This is a genomic window from Neorhizobium puerariae, assembly GCF_042429745.1.
Taxonomy (GTDB): domain Bacteria; phylum Pseudomonadota; class Alphaproteobacteria; order Rhizobiales; family Rhizobiaceae; genus Neorhizobium; species Neorhizobium puerariae.
Genome location: NZ_JBHMAA010000015.1, coordinates 177766 through 192744 on the forward strand (window position 1 = coordinate 177766; position 14979 = coordinate 192744).

General features: G+C 63.8%; 14 protein-coding genes and 1 tRNA gene. 4 read left to right on the forward strand and 11 right to left on the reverse strand.

The window, feature by feature from the left end; translation table 11 throughout:
• Positions 1 to 72: 72 nt before the first annotated feature.
• A complete protein-coding gene (locus ACFFP0_RS14130; RefSeq protein WP_377261731.1) occupies positions 73 to 1785 on the reverse strand; it encodes a long-chain fatty acid--CoA ligase in 1713 nt (570 codons plus the stop codon).
• Positions 1786 to 2044: 259 nt separating this feature from the next.
• Between ACFFP0_RS14130 and ACFFP0_RS14135 the strand changes: the two genes are divergently transcribed.
• Both ACFFP0_RS14135 and ACFFP0_RS14140 read left to right on the forward strand, forming a co-directional pair.
• Complete coding sequence (locus ACFFP0_RS14135; RefSeq protein WP_377261733.1) at positions 2045 to 2437, forward strand: PRC-barrel domain-containing protein; 393 nt, start codon at positions 2045 to 2047, stop codon at positions 2435 to 2437.
• A 147-nt stretch (positions 2438 to 2584) separates the two neighbouring features.
• The gene (locus ACFFP0_RS14140; RefSeq protein ID WP_377261736.1) at positions 2585 to 3691 is read left to right on the forward strand and encodes a hypothetical protein; all 1107 of its coding nucleotides are present in this window, start codon (positions 2585 to 2587) and stop codon (positions 3689 to 3691) included.
• Positions 3692 to 3710: 19 nt separating this feature from the next.
• On the opposite strand, the gene nadE is transcribed toward ACFFP0_RS14140, so the two are convergent.
• The 5 genes from nadE to ACFFP0_RS14165 all read right to left on the reverse strand — a co-directional run bounded on the left by nadE (position 3711) and on the right by ACFFP0_RS14165 (position 7773).
• Positions 3711 to 4709 (reverse strand): NAD(+) synthase, encoded by a 999-nt coding sequence (gene nadE / locus ACFFP0_RS14145; RefSeq protein WP_377261738.1) that lies wholly within the window; start codon positions 4707 to 4709, stop codon positions 3711 to 3713.
• On the reverse strand, positions 4706 to 6268 hold the full coding sequence (locus ACFFP0_RS14150) for a class I adenylate-forming enzyme family protein (RefSeq protein WP_377261741.1): 1563 nt from the start codon (positions 6266 to 6268) through the stop codon (positions 4706 to 4708). The genes nadE and ACFFP0_RS14150 overlap by 4 nt, the downstream gene beginning before the upstream one ends.
• A gap of 11 nt (positions 6269 to 6279) precedes the next feature.
• Positions 6280 to 6534 (reverse strand): acyl carrier protein, encoded by a 255-nt coding sequence (locus tag ACFFP0_RS14155; protein ID WP_377261743.1) that lies wholly within the window; start codon positions 6532 to 6534, stop codon positions 6280 to 6282.
• Positions 6535 to 6664: 130 nt separating this feature from the next.
• On the reverse strand, positions 6665 to 6814 hold the full coding sequence (locus ACFFP0_RS14160; RefSeq protein WP_377261745.1) for a hypothetical protein: 150 nt from the start codon (positions 6812 to 6814) through the stop codon (positions 6665 to 6667).
• 5 nt (positions 6815 to 6819) lie between these two features.
• Entirely contained in the window at positions 6820 to 7773 is a 954-nt protein-coding gene (locus tag ACFFP0_RS14165; RefSeq protein ID WP_377261747.1) for a D-2-hydroxyacid dehydrogenase, read from the reverse strand.
• A gap of 124 nt (positions 7774 to 7897) precedes the next feature.
• Here ACFFP0_RS14165 and ACFFP0_RS14170 point away from each other — a divergent pair, with 124 nt between their 5' ends.
• Positions 7898 to 9010, forward strand: a complete 1113-nt coding sequence (locus tag ACFFP0_RS14170) for an NAD(P)/FAD-dependent oxidoreductase (RefSeq protein WP_377261749.1) — start codon at positions 7898 to 7900, stop codon at positions 9008 to 9010.
• Between the two features lie 255 nt (positions 9011 to 9265).
• Here the strand turns inward: ACFFP0_RS14170 and ACFFP0_RS14175 are convergent, their stop codons facing one another.
• From ACFFP0_RS14175 to ACFFP0_RS14190, 4 genes are all read right to left on the reverse strand, one after another.
• The gene (locus ACFFP0_RS14175) at positions 9266 to 10192 is read right to left on the reverse strand and encodes a dihydrodipicolinate synthase family protein (protein WP_377261752.1); all 927 of its coding nucleotides are present in this window, start codon (positions 10190 to 10192) and stop codon (positions 9266 to 9268) included.
• Complete coding sequence (locus tag ACFFP0_RS14180; protein WP_377261754.1) at positions 10189 to 10896, reverse strand: ribonuclease activity regulator RraA; 708 nt, start codon at positions 10894 to 10896, stop codon at positions 10189 to 10191. The genes ACFFP0_RS14175 and ACFFP0_RS14180 overlap by 4 nt, the downstream gene beginning before the upstream one ends.
• Positions 10897 to 11371: 475 nt before the next feature.
• Positions 11372 to 11447, reverse strand: a tRNA-Thr gene (locus ACFFP0_RS14185).
• A gap of 128 nt (positions 11448 to 11575) precedes the next feature.
• Positions 11576 to 12532, reverse strand: a complete 957-nt coding sequence (locus ACFFP0_RS14190) for an NAD(P)H-dependent flavin oxidoreductase (protein WP_377261756.1) — start codon at positions 12530 to 12532, stop codon at positions 11576 to 11578.
• Between the two features lie 246 nt (positions 12533 to 12778).
• On the opposite strand from ACFFP0_RS14190, the gene ACFFP0_RS14195 reads away from it, so the two are divergent.
• On the forward strand, positions 12779 to 14017 hold the full coding sequence (locus tag ACFFP0_RS14195) for a hypothetical protein (protein ID WP_377261758.1): 1239 nt from the start codon (positions 12779 to 12781) through the stop codon (positions 14015 to 14017).
• 4 nt (positions 14018 to 14021) lie between these two features.
• On the opposite strand, the gene ppk2 is transcribed toward ACFFP0_RS14195, so the two are convergent.
• On the reverse strand, positions 14022 to 14903 hold the full coding sequence (gene ppk2 / locus ACFFP0_RS14200; RefSeq protein ID WP_377261760.1) for a polyphosphate kinase 2: 882 nt from the start codon (positions 14901 to 14903) through the stop codon (positions 14022 to 14024).
• Between the last annotated feature and the right edge of the window lie 76 nt (positions 14904 to 14979).

Below are 14979 nucleotides of genomic sequence, written 5' to 3' on the forward strand. Positions count from 1 at the left end.
CCGCCAACCCGCGGGATTCTGTGTATATGACAGATTGTTAGGAGCAACCTGTCGCTGCAATGCAACGGTCTCTCAGCCCCGCAGTTCGCGCCTGAGGATCTTGCCGACGTTGGATTTCGGCAGTTCCGTGCGGAATTCGATGAAGCGCGGCCGCTTGTAGTTGGTCAGGTTGGCGGCGCAATGGGCCTTGAGTTCCGCTTCCGTCAGGTTCGGGTCCTTTTTCACCACGAAAAGCTTCACCGCCTCGCCGGAATGTTCGTCCGGAACGCCGATCGCCGCGCATTCCAGCACGCCGGGATGCATGGTGACCACTTCCTCGACCTCGTTGGGATAGACGTTGAAACCGGAAACCAGGATCATGTCCTTCTTGCGGTCGACGATCTTGGTATAGCCCTGCCGGTCCATGTAGCCCATGTCGCCGGTGCGGAAGAAGCCGTCCGGCGTCATCACCCGGGCGGTCTCGTCGGGGCGGTTCCAGTACCCGGCCATGACCTGCGGTCCACGGATGCAGATCTCGCCCACATCACCGAGTTCGACCTCGCCGCCGCCGTCGTCCCGGATGGAGATCTCCGTCGAGGAGAGCGGCAGGCCGATCATGCCGGTGAAGTCGGTGGTGTCTAGCCGGTTGGCGGTGGCGACCGGCGAGGTTTCGGAAAGCCCGTAACCCTCGGTGATCGGGCAGCCGGTCATTTTCAGCCAGCGTTCCGCGACCGGCCGCTGCACGGCCATGCCGCCGCCGAAGACGAGAAGCAGCGAGGAGAAATCCAGCTTCCGGAAATCCGGATTGTTCATCAGCGCGTTGAACAGCGTGTTGAGGCCCGGAAAGACATGCACCTTGTATTTCTGCAGTTCCTTCACGAAGGCCGGGATATCGCGCGGATTGGCGATCAGGATGTTATGGCTGCCGGTCGCGATGCCCATCAGCGAATTCACCGTCAGCGCGAAGATATGGTAGAGCGGCAGGGCGCAGAGGAACTGGAGACTTTCGGGCCGCGGCTTGGTGAGGAAGGCCGTTTCGAGCCAGATGCCCATCTGCTCCTTGTTGGCGAGCAGGTTGGCGTGGGTGAGGATCGCACCCTTGGAAATGCCCGTCGTGCCGCCCGTATATTGCAGGAATGCGATGTCCCGGCCATGCACCTCGACCGGGTTCATGGTGTGGCGCGCGCCTTCGGCGATGACCTGCTTGAAACTCCTGGCGGAGGGCAGCGACCATTCCGGCACGAGCTTCTTCACCCGGCGCACGACGAGATTGACGATATGGCCCTTGAGGCCGAGCATGTCACCCATCGTGGCGACCACCACATGCCGGACCTCCGTGTGGGGCAGCGCCTGCTCGACGGTGTGGGCGAAATTTTCCAGAACGAAGATGGCCTTGGCGCCGGCATCCTTGAGCTGGTGCTCCAGTTCGCGGGGCGTATAGAGCGGATTGACGTTGACGACGACGAGGCCGACGCGAAGAATGCCATAGACGATGACCGGGTTTTGCAGGATGTTAGGCAGCATGACGGCGACGCGGTCGCCCTTCGTCAGTCCCTGTGCCTGCAGCCAGGCGGCGATCCTGCGGCTTGCCGCTTCCAGTTGCCGGAAGGTCAATGATTTGCCCATGCTGGAGAAGGCGGGCCGGTCCGCATGGCGGGCGCAGCTCTCTTCGAAAAGTTCTCCGAGCGAATGATGGGCGAGGGGAGGGATTTCTTCCGGCACGGTCGGCGGGTACGAGGCAAGCCAGATCTTGTCCGGGTTTGCGCCCGTTCGTGCGGACAGTTCGTTCATGGGAGCCTCCTCCATTTTCTTTTGCTGCCCTGCGTCTTCTATAGACACGTCGCGGCAAAGTCCTCCACTTCGCCACTTCAAACAGTTTATGCCATGCCGCCATGGCTTCAAGCCATAGGCCTGGATCAAGAGAGCTATATAACTTTAACGTAAACGTCAATCGGCGCGCTTCCAGCCTGAATGCCTGCGGGGCGAGAGGAGGAATGGGGAACCATGCTGCCGGGCGGACGTTTTCCCGACGTGACTTTGCACGAGGAAAACAAGGAGGTGCGTTATGTTGCATCACGAACCGCGAGCCGGGCAGGACCCCTATGCCAAGGATACTCCGTCGCTGATCGCCAGCGACAAGGTCGAAGGTACGCGGGTTTACGGGGCCGACGGCAAGCATATCGGCTCGATCGAGCGCGTGCTGCTTGAAAAGCGCGGCGGCCGTGTTGCCTATGCGGTGCTGAGCTTCGGCGGTTTCCTGGGGATCGGCGACGATTATTATCCGTTGCCCTGGGAGAAGCTTCGTTATGACGAAGAGCTGGATGGCTACCGTATCGACCTGACCAGGGAACAGATCACCGGCGCTCCCCGCTACAAGGATCTGGACGATGAAACCTGGTACGACGACAAGGGCCGGACGATCTACGACTATTACGGCGTACCGCCCTACTGGATGTAGGTTCCGTGGACCGGAATGCTAAAAAGGCGTAGCGGGCTGCGGACCGATGCGAAGCGGCAATTCGGCGAAGGCTCCGCGGTTCGCGGGGCCTTTTCGTTTATCTTAATTCTCCTCAGGCAAGGTTCTCCTTCGAACAAGGGGATGGGCATGAGTGGCAAGACGGATGCGGGCACGATCCGCGATTTCGAGCGCGGCGACGTCGAGGCCGTGGCGCGGCTTTTCCTGAAAACGTTCCGCGGTTCGAAAGCGCAGTCGGCTTCGCTCGGTACCTATCTGAAAGAGGCTTTCTTCGACCATCCATGGTCCGAGCCGGACATCCGCTCCAAGGTATTCGTCGAGGGCACTGGCGGCATATCGGGTTTCGTCGGGGTTTTCCCGGCACGGCTGGAATTCCAGGGCAGGCCTTTGCGTGCGGCTTTCGCAAGCTCGCTGATGGTTGAAAATCCCAGGGAGAATCCGCTTGCCGGCGCGCGCCTCGTCCGGGCCTTCCTAGCAGGGCCGCAGGATATCTCCCTGACGGAAACGGCCAATCGTACCGCGCTCGGCATGTGGCAGAAGGCCGGATACCCGCTCGATCCGGGCTACAGCATGAACTGGCTGCGTATCCTGCGGCCGGTTTCCATGGGCGTGCAGGTGCTGGAGCGGCGTTTCGCGCCGGCACGGCTGCTGCGTCCGTTCGGCCGGATTGCCGACCGTGTGCCCCCGCTTCTGGCGAGGATGCCGTCCGTTCCCCCATATGGCGGCAAGCTCACCTTCCGCGACGTGACGCCGGAAGCCTTCGGCGAGGCCCTGCTGGCGCTGAAGGATTTCTATCCGCTGAGGCCGCGCTGGGACACGGAGAATATCGGCTGGTTCCTCGGCCAGGCCGGGCAAAAGCTGAATTTCGGCTATCCGGAATGGCGAGTGGGTTATGCTGCCGACAACCGTCCGCTTGCGGCCTATGTCTATTTCACCAGGCCGGGAGGGATCGGTTGGGTGCTGCAGGCCCTTGCGGCGCCGCCCGTGGCGGGCGATCTCGTCGATGATCTTTTCGCTCACGCCTACGAACTCGGATGTGCCGGTCTTCGCGGCGCGGCGCATCCCTGGCTGACCTCGGCGCTGATGACCCGGCGCACGCTTTTCCACGCCCGGTCCTTCTATATCGCGCATGCCAGGGACAAGGCGCTGCTGGAGCCGGTCAAGGCCGGCCAGGCGCTGGTCAGCGGGCTGGCCGGAGAAGGCTGGACGCGCCTGATCGGCGACCGGTTCGATTGACGCCCGTCACCGGGTATTGTCAGCCGAGCATCGTCAGCGGCTCGGCATGCAGGTATTCCGCCACCTTGCGCTTGGAGGCGATGTTGCGCCAGACGGCATCGACCTGATCCGGCGTCAGGCCGGCGGCCTCGCCCACTTCTTCCCGTGCGATGCCGTTGTCGAGCCCGTAAAGGCACAGATCCATCCGGTCATAGGGCAGCGAGAAGTAATATTCGTCCTGTCCCTGCGGCAGGGACCAGGTGTCCGTGGTCGGAGGACGGCGGCGGATGTCGGCGGGCACGCCGAGCGCTTCGGCAAGCTGGTAGACCTGGCTCTTGTAAAGATGCGCGATCGGCTTGAAGTCGGCAGCACCATCGCCGTTCTTCACGAAGAAACCCTGATCGTATTCCAGCCGGTTCGGCGTGCCGGCGACGGCGAAGTTCAACCGGTCGGCATGGTAGTATTCGATCTGCTTGCGTGTGCGCTGCTTCATGTTGGCGGCGGCGATCATGCCCAGATAGACTTCGAGCGGCATGCGGTGCCGGCTCTGCTCGCCGGCCGGGTTGGCGACGACGAGCCATGAAATGTTGTAGCCCCGGTTGGAGAGCGCGTTCTCCAGCACCACCTTGCAGCCCCAGCCTTCGCCGAATTCCGGCACGATCTGGCGGATGAAACCGTCGCGCCGCGTATAGCAGCCGGCCGCCGCAAGCGCCGGGCCGATATCTTCCAGCACCGTCTCGATTCCGACGGCCTCGGCGAGCGCCTTGCCGAGACGCAGGCTTTCCGGGTCGGAGTCATGTTCCGGCATGAAAATACCGGTCACCTTGGCCGGCCCCAGCGCACGGGCGCAAAGCGCCGCCGTCACGCTGGAATCGATGCCGCCCGAAAGCCCCAGCACGGCGCCGCGCTTGCGCAGGTCCTTGAGCACCCCTTCGCGCAGCCATGCGCAAATCCGTTCGATTTCCGCTTCCGCATCGAGTCTCAGCGTCTCGGCCGAGAATTTTTCCGCGACTGGCGCGCGCTTCAGGCTCTGGGTCATGCGGCATTCTCCCGTATCGTATCGTTGGTCCCGTCGGCCCCGAGCCGAATCTTGCCGGTTGCCGTGCGCGGCAACGCATCGCGAAATTCGACGCTCTTGGGCACCATGTAGTCTTCCAGCCGGCTCGCACAGTGGCGGATGATGTCCCGTTCGGTCAGCGTCACGCCGTCCTCCACGACCACATAGGCGCGGATCACCTGGCCGAAGACCGGATCGTCGACACCGCCCACGGCGGCCTCCTTGATGCCCGGCAGGGCATAGAGCGCGCACTCCACCTCCTGCGGGCTGACCTTTTCGCCGCGCGTCTTGATGATGTCGTCGCGCCGGCTGACGAAATAGAGGAAGCCGTCCGCATCGGCGTGGAAGAGATCGCCGGTATGCAGCCGGTTGCCCTCGGCAAGGGGAGAAAGCGCCCGCACCGAAGCCAGGCCGTCCCCCCAGTATCCGGACATGACGTGCGGACCCTCGACGACCAGTTCGCCGATCGTTCCAGGTTCGACCGGCAAGCCGTCCTCATCGACCACGAACGCCCTGGTGCCGGGAATGGCCCGCCCGACCGAGAGAGGCCGGCGGGCGACTTCTTCAGGCGGCAGGTAGGTGGCGCGCAGGCATTCCGTCTGGCCGTACATCAGGAAGAGCTGTGCTGCCGGGAAAAGATGCTGGAGCCGTTCGATGAAGGCCGGCGGCATGGCGGCGGCGGCACTGGTGATATAGCGCAGGTGCGGCAGGAACGGCTCGTCGCCGGTTGCAAGATCCTTCATGCCGGCGATGAGCGCGGCCATGGGCGGCACGAGCGGAAAGCCGGTCGCCCGGACCTCCGCCAGCCGCTCCATGATTTTCCGCGGGAAGGCAAAGCTCTTTTCCAGGACCAGCGTGCCGCCCACCATGACCATGGTGACGACCTGGGTGATGCCGTAGCCGAAGGAAAGCGGCAGAACGTTCAGGACGATATCGTCCGGCGTATTGCCGAGATAGAAGGAGATCGCCTCGCAGGCTGCCTCGACATTGGCATGCGTCAGCATCACGCCCTTCGGCCGCCCGGTCGAACCGGATGTATGGATGATCAGCGCCAGCGCCTTGCCGCTGGTGAACCTGCGGGCAGGGCCCTTCGCCTTGCGCTCCGCCAGCTCCTCGAACCGCAGGGCGTCGCCGAGATCCCCGTTTTTGTCCATCTGCGCGAGTACGAGGAGAGGCCGGACTTTCGTCCTGCCGATCGCGGCCTCGGCGGTTGCCCGCTGCCGGGCATGCGAGATCACGACGGATGCTTCGGTGCTTTCCAGGATGACGGCGAGCTTGTCCGCCTTGATCGAGGGATGGAGCGGGCAGGGCACGGCCCCGGCCTTCCAGATGCCGAAGAAGCTGACGACGGCCTCATATCCGTTGTCGAGCGCCGTCAGAACCCGGTCCCCGGGCTTGACGCCGCCCCGGATGAGGCTGGCCGAGAGGCGGTTGGATTGCGCGTCGAGCTCCGCATAGGTCAGCCGGACATCGCCCGCGACGAGCGCGATCTTGTTGCCGAACCGTCGGGCGCTGTCGCGGAGCCTTGCCTCAAGGCGCATGGGGTAGGTCCTCAGGCCGCGGCCAGCTTGGTGGAAAGATAGTGGGTCATGTTGTCGATGCTGTCGAGGTTTTCCGGAACGATCTCCTCGTCGGCGACGGTGATGCCGTAGGTCTGCTCCAGGAAGGCGATCAGCTCGAGCACGCCGGTCGAGTCGATCACGCCGGTTTCAAGCAGCGACTGATTGTTCGCAACGTCGGCATCCGCGCGGAACAGGAAATTCTCCGCAATGAATGCGCGCACTGTATTCTGGAATGCATCCGCCATCGGCTGGTCCTCTCCGCATTTAAGTTCCAGCGCACTAGGCCCGGAAGTCAAGCGGCCATCTTCCGCATTACCCCTAAATGTTTCGCTAAAACCGCAAATACTTTTCTAGCGATGTATCGTTATGGTGAAATTACTTGAGACCGGGCGACATTTCCGGCCGCGCGAGCGTGCTCCTGCGCCGGTCGATACCTCGCATGAACCGGTCGAGCACGCCTTCGGGCACGGTTTCGATGATGCAGAGCCTGCGTCCGGGGTAACGGCCGCGAGCCCCTTGAACCATCTCCGTCAAAGCACGTTGGACGGCGTGCCTTTCTCGAAATTCTCCAGATGGGTGATGACTTGCGCCCAAAGCGTCTGCATCGCCTCGTCGCTTGCCCAGGCCACATGCGGCGTCACGATGACGTTCGGCCGGTCGAGGATGGCGAGCAGCGGGTTGTCCGGCGACGGCGGCTCCCGGGTCAGCACGTCGAAACCCGCACCCGCGATCAGGTCTTCGTCCAGCGCGGTAACGAGATCGGCTTCGTTCACCAGTCCGCCGCGCGCCGTGTTGATGATCAGCGGGCGCCGCTTCATCCTGCGGAATTCCGGCATGCCGATGAGATCGCGCGTGGCCGGCGTCAGCGGCATGTGGAAGGTGATGATGTCGGCCGTCTCCAGCACCTCGTCGAACGCCGTGTAGCCGGGTTCGATCTTCTCGGCATCCTTGCGGGCGGAGAAGACCACGTTCATGCCGAAGGCCTCGGCGATCCCCGCTACCGACTTGCCGAGCGTGCCGCGGCCGAAAATGCCGAGCGTCGAGCCGGCAAGGTCGCGGATCGGGTGAGTGAAGAAGCAGAACTGGTTGGCGCGCTGCCACTCTCCGGCGATCACATCCTGCCGGAAGCCGACGATCGAGCGGCGCAGCGCGAAGATGAGCGCGAACGTATGTTCCGGCACCGTGTTGACCGCGTAGCCGCGGACATTCGAAACGACGATGCCGCGTTCCCTGGCGAAGGCGAGGTCGATCACGTCATGGCCGGTGGCGGCGACCGCGATCATCTTCAGCCTGGAGGCATTGGCAATCGATTCGGCCCGGACCGGCGCCTTGTTGGTGATGACGATGTCCGCATCGGCGATGCGTGCGCCTACATCCTCCGGCGCCGTCTTGCCGTATTCCACCCACTCGTGCGCAAAGGCGGGGCGTGCGATCGTCACCGACGGGCCGATCGTGTCGCGATCCAGAAACACCACCTTCAGCATCGAGAAAAGTCCTGCATGATTAATCCCTCCCAGGCGGCCGACGTGCTGGCCGTTCTTCATTTCCCGTATATCATCCCGTCTACCAATCGGAAGAGTGCGGAGAGCGGAATGAGTGAAGTGCCGAATGCGTGAAGTGCCGAAGCTTGACTGCGTCGTTATCGGCGGCGGCGTGGTGGGGCTGGCGGTGGCGCGGGAACTGGCGATGGCCGGCCGCGAGGTGGTGCTCCTGGAGGCGGAAGCCATGACGGGCAGCATCACCTCCGCGCGAAACAGCGAGGTCATCCACGCCGGGCTCTACTATCCGACCGGCAGTCTGAAAGCCGAACTCTGTGTGGCCGGCAGACGCCGCCTCTATGACTACTGCGGGGAGCGGCATGTTCCGCACAGGCGGTGCGGCAAGCTCGTTGTCGCTTCCGATGAAAAAGAGGTCGCCTATCTCGAAAAGCTGCTGAAACAGGCGCGGGCGAATGGCGTCGGCGATTGCCGGCTGATCGACGGTTCGGAGCTGGCGCGCATGGAGCCGCGGATCGAGGGGTTCGCCGCTTTGGTTTCGCCTTCCACCGGCATCGTCGACGGCCACAGGCTGATGGAAGCCTATGTTGCCGATATCGAAGCGCATGGCGGCGCCATCGTGCTGAATTCTCCCGTCCTCCGGGGCGAGCTGCTGCCCGGTGCGATCCGGCTTGCGATCGGCGGCCGCGATCCGGTGGAGATCGAGGCGACGCTGGTGGTGAATGCCGGAGGGCTGGACGCCTGGTCGATTTCCGAAAGCATCGCGGGTCTCGACCGGACGACTGTGCCGGAACGCCACTATGCCAAGGGCTGCTATTTCTCGCTGGCGGGCCGCGCCCCGACGCAGCGGCTCATCTATCCCGTGCCGGAGCCGGGCGGCCTTGGCGTCCACCTGACGGTCGATCTCACCGGCGAGGCGCGTTTCGGGCCGGATGTCGAATGGGTGGAGACGATCGACTATGACGTCGATCCGCACCGGTCGGACGGGTTCTATGCCGTCATCCGCCGTTATTGGCCGGGCCTGCCCGATGGCGCGCTGCAGCCCGCCTATTCCGGCATGCGGCCCAAGGTCGTCGGCCCGAATGGAGGAAGTGGCGACTTCGTCATTCAGGGGCCCGAGGTGACGGGGCATGCCGGATATGTGGCGCTGTATGGGATCGAGAGCCCCGGGCTCACGGCTTCGATGGCGATCGGGGCAAGGGTACGGGGTTTGGTCGGGGAGTGAAGGTGGCACCGCTGACCCTCATCCGTCCCTTCAGGCCACCGTCTCCCCGATGGGAGAAGGGAGGCAAATTGGCCAAGGCGGTTCTGCACAAGGGGACGCAAGCGCACCGGGCGGTCAAAAGACAGGTGATCGAAATCAAGCGTGGAGATCGTGCAGCGGCGGCGCTGCGTCTTCCCTTCTCCCCACCGGGGAGAAGGTGGCCCGGAGGGTCGGATGAGGGGGGAGACCGTCATCCTCACCGCAAGCGGCATGCCCTCAAAACGCCGCGCGCTTGTCCTTCTTCGCCATGCGCGCCAGCAGGTAGTCCACTTCTGCCTTTGCTGCGGGGGTGAGCATCTGGGCCGGTTTGCGCTGGGCATCGGTGGCAATCACGCCGCGGCGCTTCAGCACATGCTTGCGGACCGCAAGGCCGATGCCCACCTGCTGTTCGTAGCGGATCAGCGGCAGGTGTGCGTCGAAGAGATCATGCGCCTCGTCCCGCTTGCCGGCGGCAAAAAGGCCGATCAGTTCGGTCAGCATGTCGGGGAAACCATAGCCGGTCATCGCGCCGTCGGCGCCGCGCTCCGGCTCGAAATCGAGGAACAGGCCGCCGTTCCCGCACAGGATCGAGAAGGGGCGCAGTTCGCCCGTCTTCTGCATGGCCCGCAGCCTGGAGATCTTTTCAAGCCCCGGCCAGTCCTCGTGCTTCAGCATCAGGCACGAGGGGTGGTTGGTCATGATCTTCGCGATCACGCCCGGCGTCATGACGACGGCCAGCGTCAGCGGATAGTCCTGCAGCACCCAGGGCACGTCCTCGCCGACCGCCTCGACCGCACCGGCGAAATAATTGACGATCTGGTCGTCCGTGCGCAGCGCCGGCGGCGGTGCGATCATCACGCCGGCCGCGCCCATCTCCATCGCGCTGTGCGCCAGCGATCGCATACCGGCAAAGCCCGGCGCCGAAACGCCGACGATGACCGGCACCCTGGCGCGCGAGACGACCCGTTTGACGATCGCCCGGCTTTCCTCAGGCTCCAGCTTCGGCGCCTCGCCCATGATGCCGAGAATGGTGATGCCGGTGCAGCCGCTCTGCTCATAGAAACCCGTCAGCCGGTCGATCGAGGCAAAATCGATCGAGCCGTCTTCAAGAAAGGGCGTGGTGGCGATGGCATAGACGCCTTTGGAATCGGCTCCGAATGTCATTTCTGGTTGTCCTTCCAGGCCTGGTAGCGGGCCTTCGTCTCGGCGTTCATCGGATAGAGGCCGGGCAGCGGCACGCCGCGGTCGACCTCGGTCATGATCCAGGCTTCCACGCGTTCCTGCTCGGGAGCTTCCGCAAGCACCGCATCCAGGAGTTTCGCGGGGATCAGCACGGCACCGTCTTCATCCACCACGACGATGTCATCGGGGAAGACCGCAACGCCGCCACAGGCGATTGGCTCCTGCCAGGCTACGAATGTCAGGCCGGCGACCGAGGGTGGAGCGGCGACGCCGTTGCACCAGACCTTCATGCCGCTGCCGAGCACGCCTTCCGCATCGCGCATCACGCCGTCGGTGACGAGGCCGGCCACGTTCCGCTTCGCCATGCGGGCGCAGAGGATGTCGCCGAAAATGCCTGCATCGGTGACGCCCATCGCATCGGCCACGGCGACGCAGCCTTCCGGCATGGCTTCGATCGCGGCACGGGTGGAGATCGGCGAAGCCCAGCTTTCCGGCGTCGCGAGGTCTTCCCGGGCCGGCACGAAGCGCAGCGTGAAAGCCTTGCCGGCCACCCGGCCCTGGCCGGGCTTCAGCGGCCTGGTGCCGCGCATCCAGACGTTTCTGAGCCCCTTCTTCAGAAGCACCGTGGTCAGCGTGGCGGTCGAAACGCCTTTCAGCGTCTCGATGATCTCCGGGTCCAGCGACATGAATTCTCCTCGGGAAATTTTCTTGACCCCGCCATGGGCTGGCGGCGGGCGGGATATTCCTTCGGCAGGCCCTGTTCGTCAAGGAAACTCGCGGTTCTTGCCGCCTGCCGCGATCGTTGGCGGCGATGTCCGGGACAGAGGCCCGGCACACGCCTCGTGTGTGATCCGCCGCACCGGGCCTCCGGCCGCAGCCGACGGCGGGAGGACACCGCCTGGCACGACATATGCGACGTTTTTCGAGTCGGGCTCTTGGTTCCACTCCCGTTAAGAATCACGGTTAGCAGATCATTATTTTCCACAGCTTCCGTCTCAGGACGGCACAGTTTTCCGGCCACCACATGATGGGCGCGCTCGGATCGGAGACAGACAGGGAAGGGATGTCAGGCAAAACGGGCCATCGCCGCATGCTTCGAAACGCCATCATCGATACAAGCGTTCCGGGCGTGGATGGTCTATTCAAGCTTCTGGAGAGAAATGGTGCCGCTTACGTGACTCGAACACGTGACCCCATCATTACGAATGATGTGCTCTACCGACTGAGCTAAAGCGGCACGGGCAGCGAACGGCTTGGCCGGGCTGCGAGTGATGCGGCTGATACAGGCAATGACTTGCGATTTCAAGCCGGGATTTGATCCCTGCTGTGATTTTCCTCACATACCGGCTTCGGGAGGGACAAGGATCAGAGCGCAAGCCGCTGGCGTGCGGCGCGATATTCGCCCTCCAGCCGATCGACCAGCCGGGCGACGGAAACCACAGCCTTTACCGCGCCGACGCCCTGTCCGGCGCCCCAGATTTCCTTCCAGGCCTTCGGTCCGCTCACCGCCGCGTCGAAATCCATCTTCGTCGGGTCCGCAACCGGCAGCACATCCGGGTCCATGCCCATCGCCCGGATCGAGCCCTTCAGGTAGTTGCCGTGCACGCCTGTGAAATAGTTCGAATAGACGATGTCGGCGGCGTTGGAATCGACGATCATCTGCTTGTAGCCTTCCGAGGCGCGCGCTTCGTGGGTGGCGATGAAGGGCGATCCGACATAGGCCATGTCCGCGCCCATGGCTTCGGCGGCGAGAATCCCGCTCCCCGTGGCGATCGCGCCGGCGAGCAGCAGCGGCCCGTCGAACCACTCGCGGATTTCCTGCACCAGGGCGAAGGGCGAGAGCGTACCGGCATGCCCCCCGGCGCCGGCGGCGACCGCGATCAGCCCGTCCGCCCCCTTGCGGATCGCCGAACTGGCATGCCGGTTGTTGATCACGTCGTGAAGCACGATGCCGCCGTAGGAATGCACCGCCGCGTTGACCTCCGGCACCGCCCCCAGCGAGGAGATGACGATCGGCACCTTGTATTTCACGCACATCATCAGGTCATGTTCCAGCCGCTTGTTGGAGGTGTGCACGATCTGGTTGACGGCGAAGGGGGCCGCCGGTTTTTCCGGGTTTGCGGCATTGTAGGCGGCCAGTTCCCCGGTGATCATCGCGAGCCATTCGTCGAGCTGGCTTTCCGGCCGCGCATTGAGCGCCGGGAACGCGCCGACGACGCCGGCCTTGCACTGCGCCAGCGTCAGCTCCGGATGGGAAATGATGAAGAGCGGCGACGCGACCACGGGCAGGCGCAGCCCGTCCCTGAGGATTGCTGGAAGCATATGGAAAACCCTCCCGATTTACGTTTACGCAAACGTAAATCATCTAGCAGATGCCGCGCGAGACGAAAAGCCGGTGGAAAAACTTTCGAACGCCGCGCCGGGAACGCTCCGGTCCGGCCTGAACATAAGCTCACCTTATTCTTGCCCAAGGTGCGACGAACAGGCAGTGCTTGCAGTTCCGGAGCGGAGAGGTTACCGAAACGTAAATTCCCGTGTGTTGGGAACGAGTAGGAAGAAGGACCGGCAGTGAGCGGTTTGGAAACGGCCATCAGGAACGCACTGGATCGCTCGGATCGGGCGAACCAGGAGATCAGGGCCCGCATTTATCAGTCGGCGCGGCAGGCGTTGGATGCCGGCCTTCGCAAGCAGGGCGTCTCCGATCGGTTGATCGTCATGCAGCAGCAGGAATTGCTGGAGCGGACGATCCACGAGATCGAAATGGAGGAAGTCGGCCGCCAGTCCCATCCGGTGCCGGTGCCGGTGCCCGATGTCGAACTCGATACCGGGTCTTCCCACGCTCCCGAACCGGGGATCGTCGAGCCCCCCGCCGTGGCGGCGCCTTCACAGGCTGCCGTGCGGGAGCCGGAGGTCATGCTTGGCGGCGAAACGCGATCCGACGCATCCGGTTTCGCGGCTTCGGTCGCTCCCTCCGTCGCGCCGGCCGCAGCTACGGCGGAGCCTTCCGGCGATCTCGGGGGGCTAGTTGCCGCCCGTCCGGAACGCCTCGAGGCGGAGCCGAGAGGAGGAGCATCCAAACCTGCGAAGGCGGAGAAAACGGCGGCATCGTCCGCCGGGCCGGCTCTGGACGTTCCGCCGGAAAGGGCCGCCAAGCCGCGCCGGCGCCGCGGCTTTCTCTCGCATCTGATGACATGGCTGGTCACGCTCGCCATCGTCGGCGGCGCCTGCTGGTGGTTCTATCAGTCGGGCATGGTGCAGTCGTTCATCGAGGAGGCGATGAAGGCGGCCGACCAGGCCACGACAGGCGGGCAGGGGGCGGGCCAGGGGCCGATCGCCTTCGATCCGCGCAGCGGGTTCTCGGACGAATGGGTGGAGATCTTCGCGCCCTCGCGGGTGGCGGAACTGAAGCCCGGCGGGCAGGCGAAGGTGGATGCCGTGGCAGGCTCCGAAGGGCAGGCGGTCCGCATCGTATCGGCCACCCCGACCGAAGGTGGCGATGTGGCGATCGACGTGCCGCCGGAAGTGCTTCGGGAAATGGCCGGCAAGAGTTCGACGGTGGCGCTGACGCTGCAATCGGCTGAGGACCGTTCCGTGCAGCTTTCGGTGCGTTGCGATTTCGGCAGTCTCGGCAATTGCAGCCGCCATCGCTTCACGGCCACGCAGGAGAAGCTGGAAGCGCTCTTCCGCGTGAGCTTCGAACGGTCGCTGGCGCCCAACAGGCCCGGGCGCCTGATCGTCAATAGCGGCCTGGACGGTGCCGATCGGCCCGTCCTGCTCTATTCGGTCCGCGTCCTGCCGGGCCAGTAAAGCCCTATTTCAGGAATTTGGGGCCGAGGCCCAGGATCTTGTCGTCGATCTCGCCGATCGCCTGCTTGTCCTTGCCCTCGTAGTCGAGTCCCAGCAGGATCTGGCGGATGACGTTGATGCGGGCCCGGCGCTTGTCGTTTGCCCGCACGATCGTCCAGGGCGTTTCCTTCTCGTGCGTCTTGTCGAGCATCACGTCGCGCTTCCCGGTGTAATCGTCCCACTTGTTGAGCGCGGCGATATCCATCGGCGAGAGTTTCCAGATCTTCAGCGGGTCGTGCCGGCGTTCGTGGAAGCGCTTGAGTTGCATTTCCCGGCCGATATCCAGCCAGAATTTATGGAAGATGATGCCCTCGTCGAAGATCGTGTCCTCGAAACGCGGCACGGCCTTGAGAAAATCCTTGTATTGTTCCGGCGTGCAGAAACCCATGACCGGCTCGACGCCGGCGCGGTTGTACCAGGAGCGGTCGAACAGCACGATCTCCCCAGAAGTCGGGAAATGCGCGATGTAGCGCTGGAAATACCACTGGCCGGCCTCCGTCTCGGTCGGCTTGCTGAGCGCCACGACGCGGGCCGAGCGCGGGTTGAGATAGGCGTGGACGGAGAAGATCGTGCCGCCCTTGCCGGCGGCGTCGCGCCCTTCGAAAAGCGCCATCAGCCGCTTGCCCGTCGCCTTCAGCCAGAACTGCACCTTCACGAGTTCGATCTGCAGCTTTTCGAGCTGTTTCTCGTATTTTTCCTTGTCCATCCTGTCGTCATAGGGATAGCCGCCGGACTTCAGGGCGCTCTCTTCGATCCAGCTCGGCAGGAGCGGATCGTCGATATCGAACCGCATGAGCTTGCCGTTGATGTCGAGATTGACTGCCCGGCTTCCGATTGCATCCACCATGATTTCTTCCTCTGATATGCAGACAAGACAAATTCCGAATGTAACGCAGGCTCGAAATTCCGCTACGTTTTCAATC

Coding starts and splice junctions, on each gene's coding strand:
- ACFFP0_RS14130 (WP_377261731.1), bottom strand. CDS start 1,785: ATGGAGGAGGCTCCCATGAACGAACTGTCCGCACGAACGGGCGCAAAC.
- ACFFP0_RS14135 (WP_377261733.1), top strand. CDS start 2,045: ATGTTGCATCACGAACCGCGAGCCGGGCAGGACCCCTATGCCAAGGAT.
- ACFFP0_RS14140 (WP_377261736.1), top strand. CDS start 2,585: ATGAGTGGCAAGACGGATGCGGGCACGATCCGCGATTTCGAGCGCGGC.
- nadE (WP_377261738.1), bottom strand. CDS start 4,709: ATGACCCAGAGCCTGAAGCGCGCGCCAGTCGCGGAAAAATTCTCGGCC.
- ACFFP0_RS14150 (WP_377261741.1), bottom strand. CDS start 6,268: ATGCGCCTTGAGGCAAGGCTCCGCGACAGCGCCCGACGGTTCGGCAAC.
- ACFFP0_RS14155 (WP_377261743.1), bottom strand. CDS start 6,534: ATGGCGGATGCATTCCAGAATACAGTGCGCGCATTCATTGCGGAGAAT.
- ACFFP0_RS14160 (WP_377261745.1), bottom strand. CDS start 6,814: ATGGTTCAAGGGGCTCGCGGCCGTTACCCCGGACGCAGGCTCTGCATC.
- ACFFP0_RS14165 (WP_377261747.1), bottom strand. CDS start 7,773: ATGCTGAAGGTGGTGTTTCTGGATCGCGACACGATCGGCCCGTCGGTG.
- ACFFP0_RS14170 (WP_377261749.1), top strand. CDS start 7,898: ATGCGTGAAGTGCCGAAGCTTGACTGCGTCGTTATCGGCGGCGGCGTG.
- ACFFP0_RS14175 (WP_377261752.1), bottom strand. CDS start 10,192: ATGACATTCGGAGCCGATTCCAAAGGCGTCTATGCCATCGCCACCACG.
- ACFFP0_RS14180 (WP_377261754.1), bottom strand. CDS start 10,896: ATGTCGCTGGACCCGGAGATCATCGAGACGCTGAAAGGCGTTTCGACC.
- ACFFP0_RS14190 (WP_377261756.1), bottom strand. CDS start 12,532: ATGCTTCCAGCAATCCTCAGGGACGGGCTGCGCCTGCCCGTGGTCGCG.
- ppk2 (WP_377261760.1), bottom strand. CDS start 14,903: ATGGTGGATGCAATCGGAAGCCGGGCAGTCAATCTCGACATCAACGGC.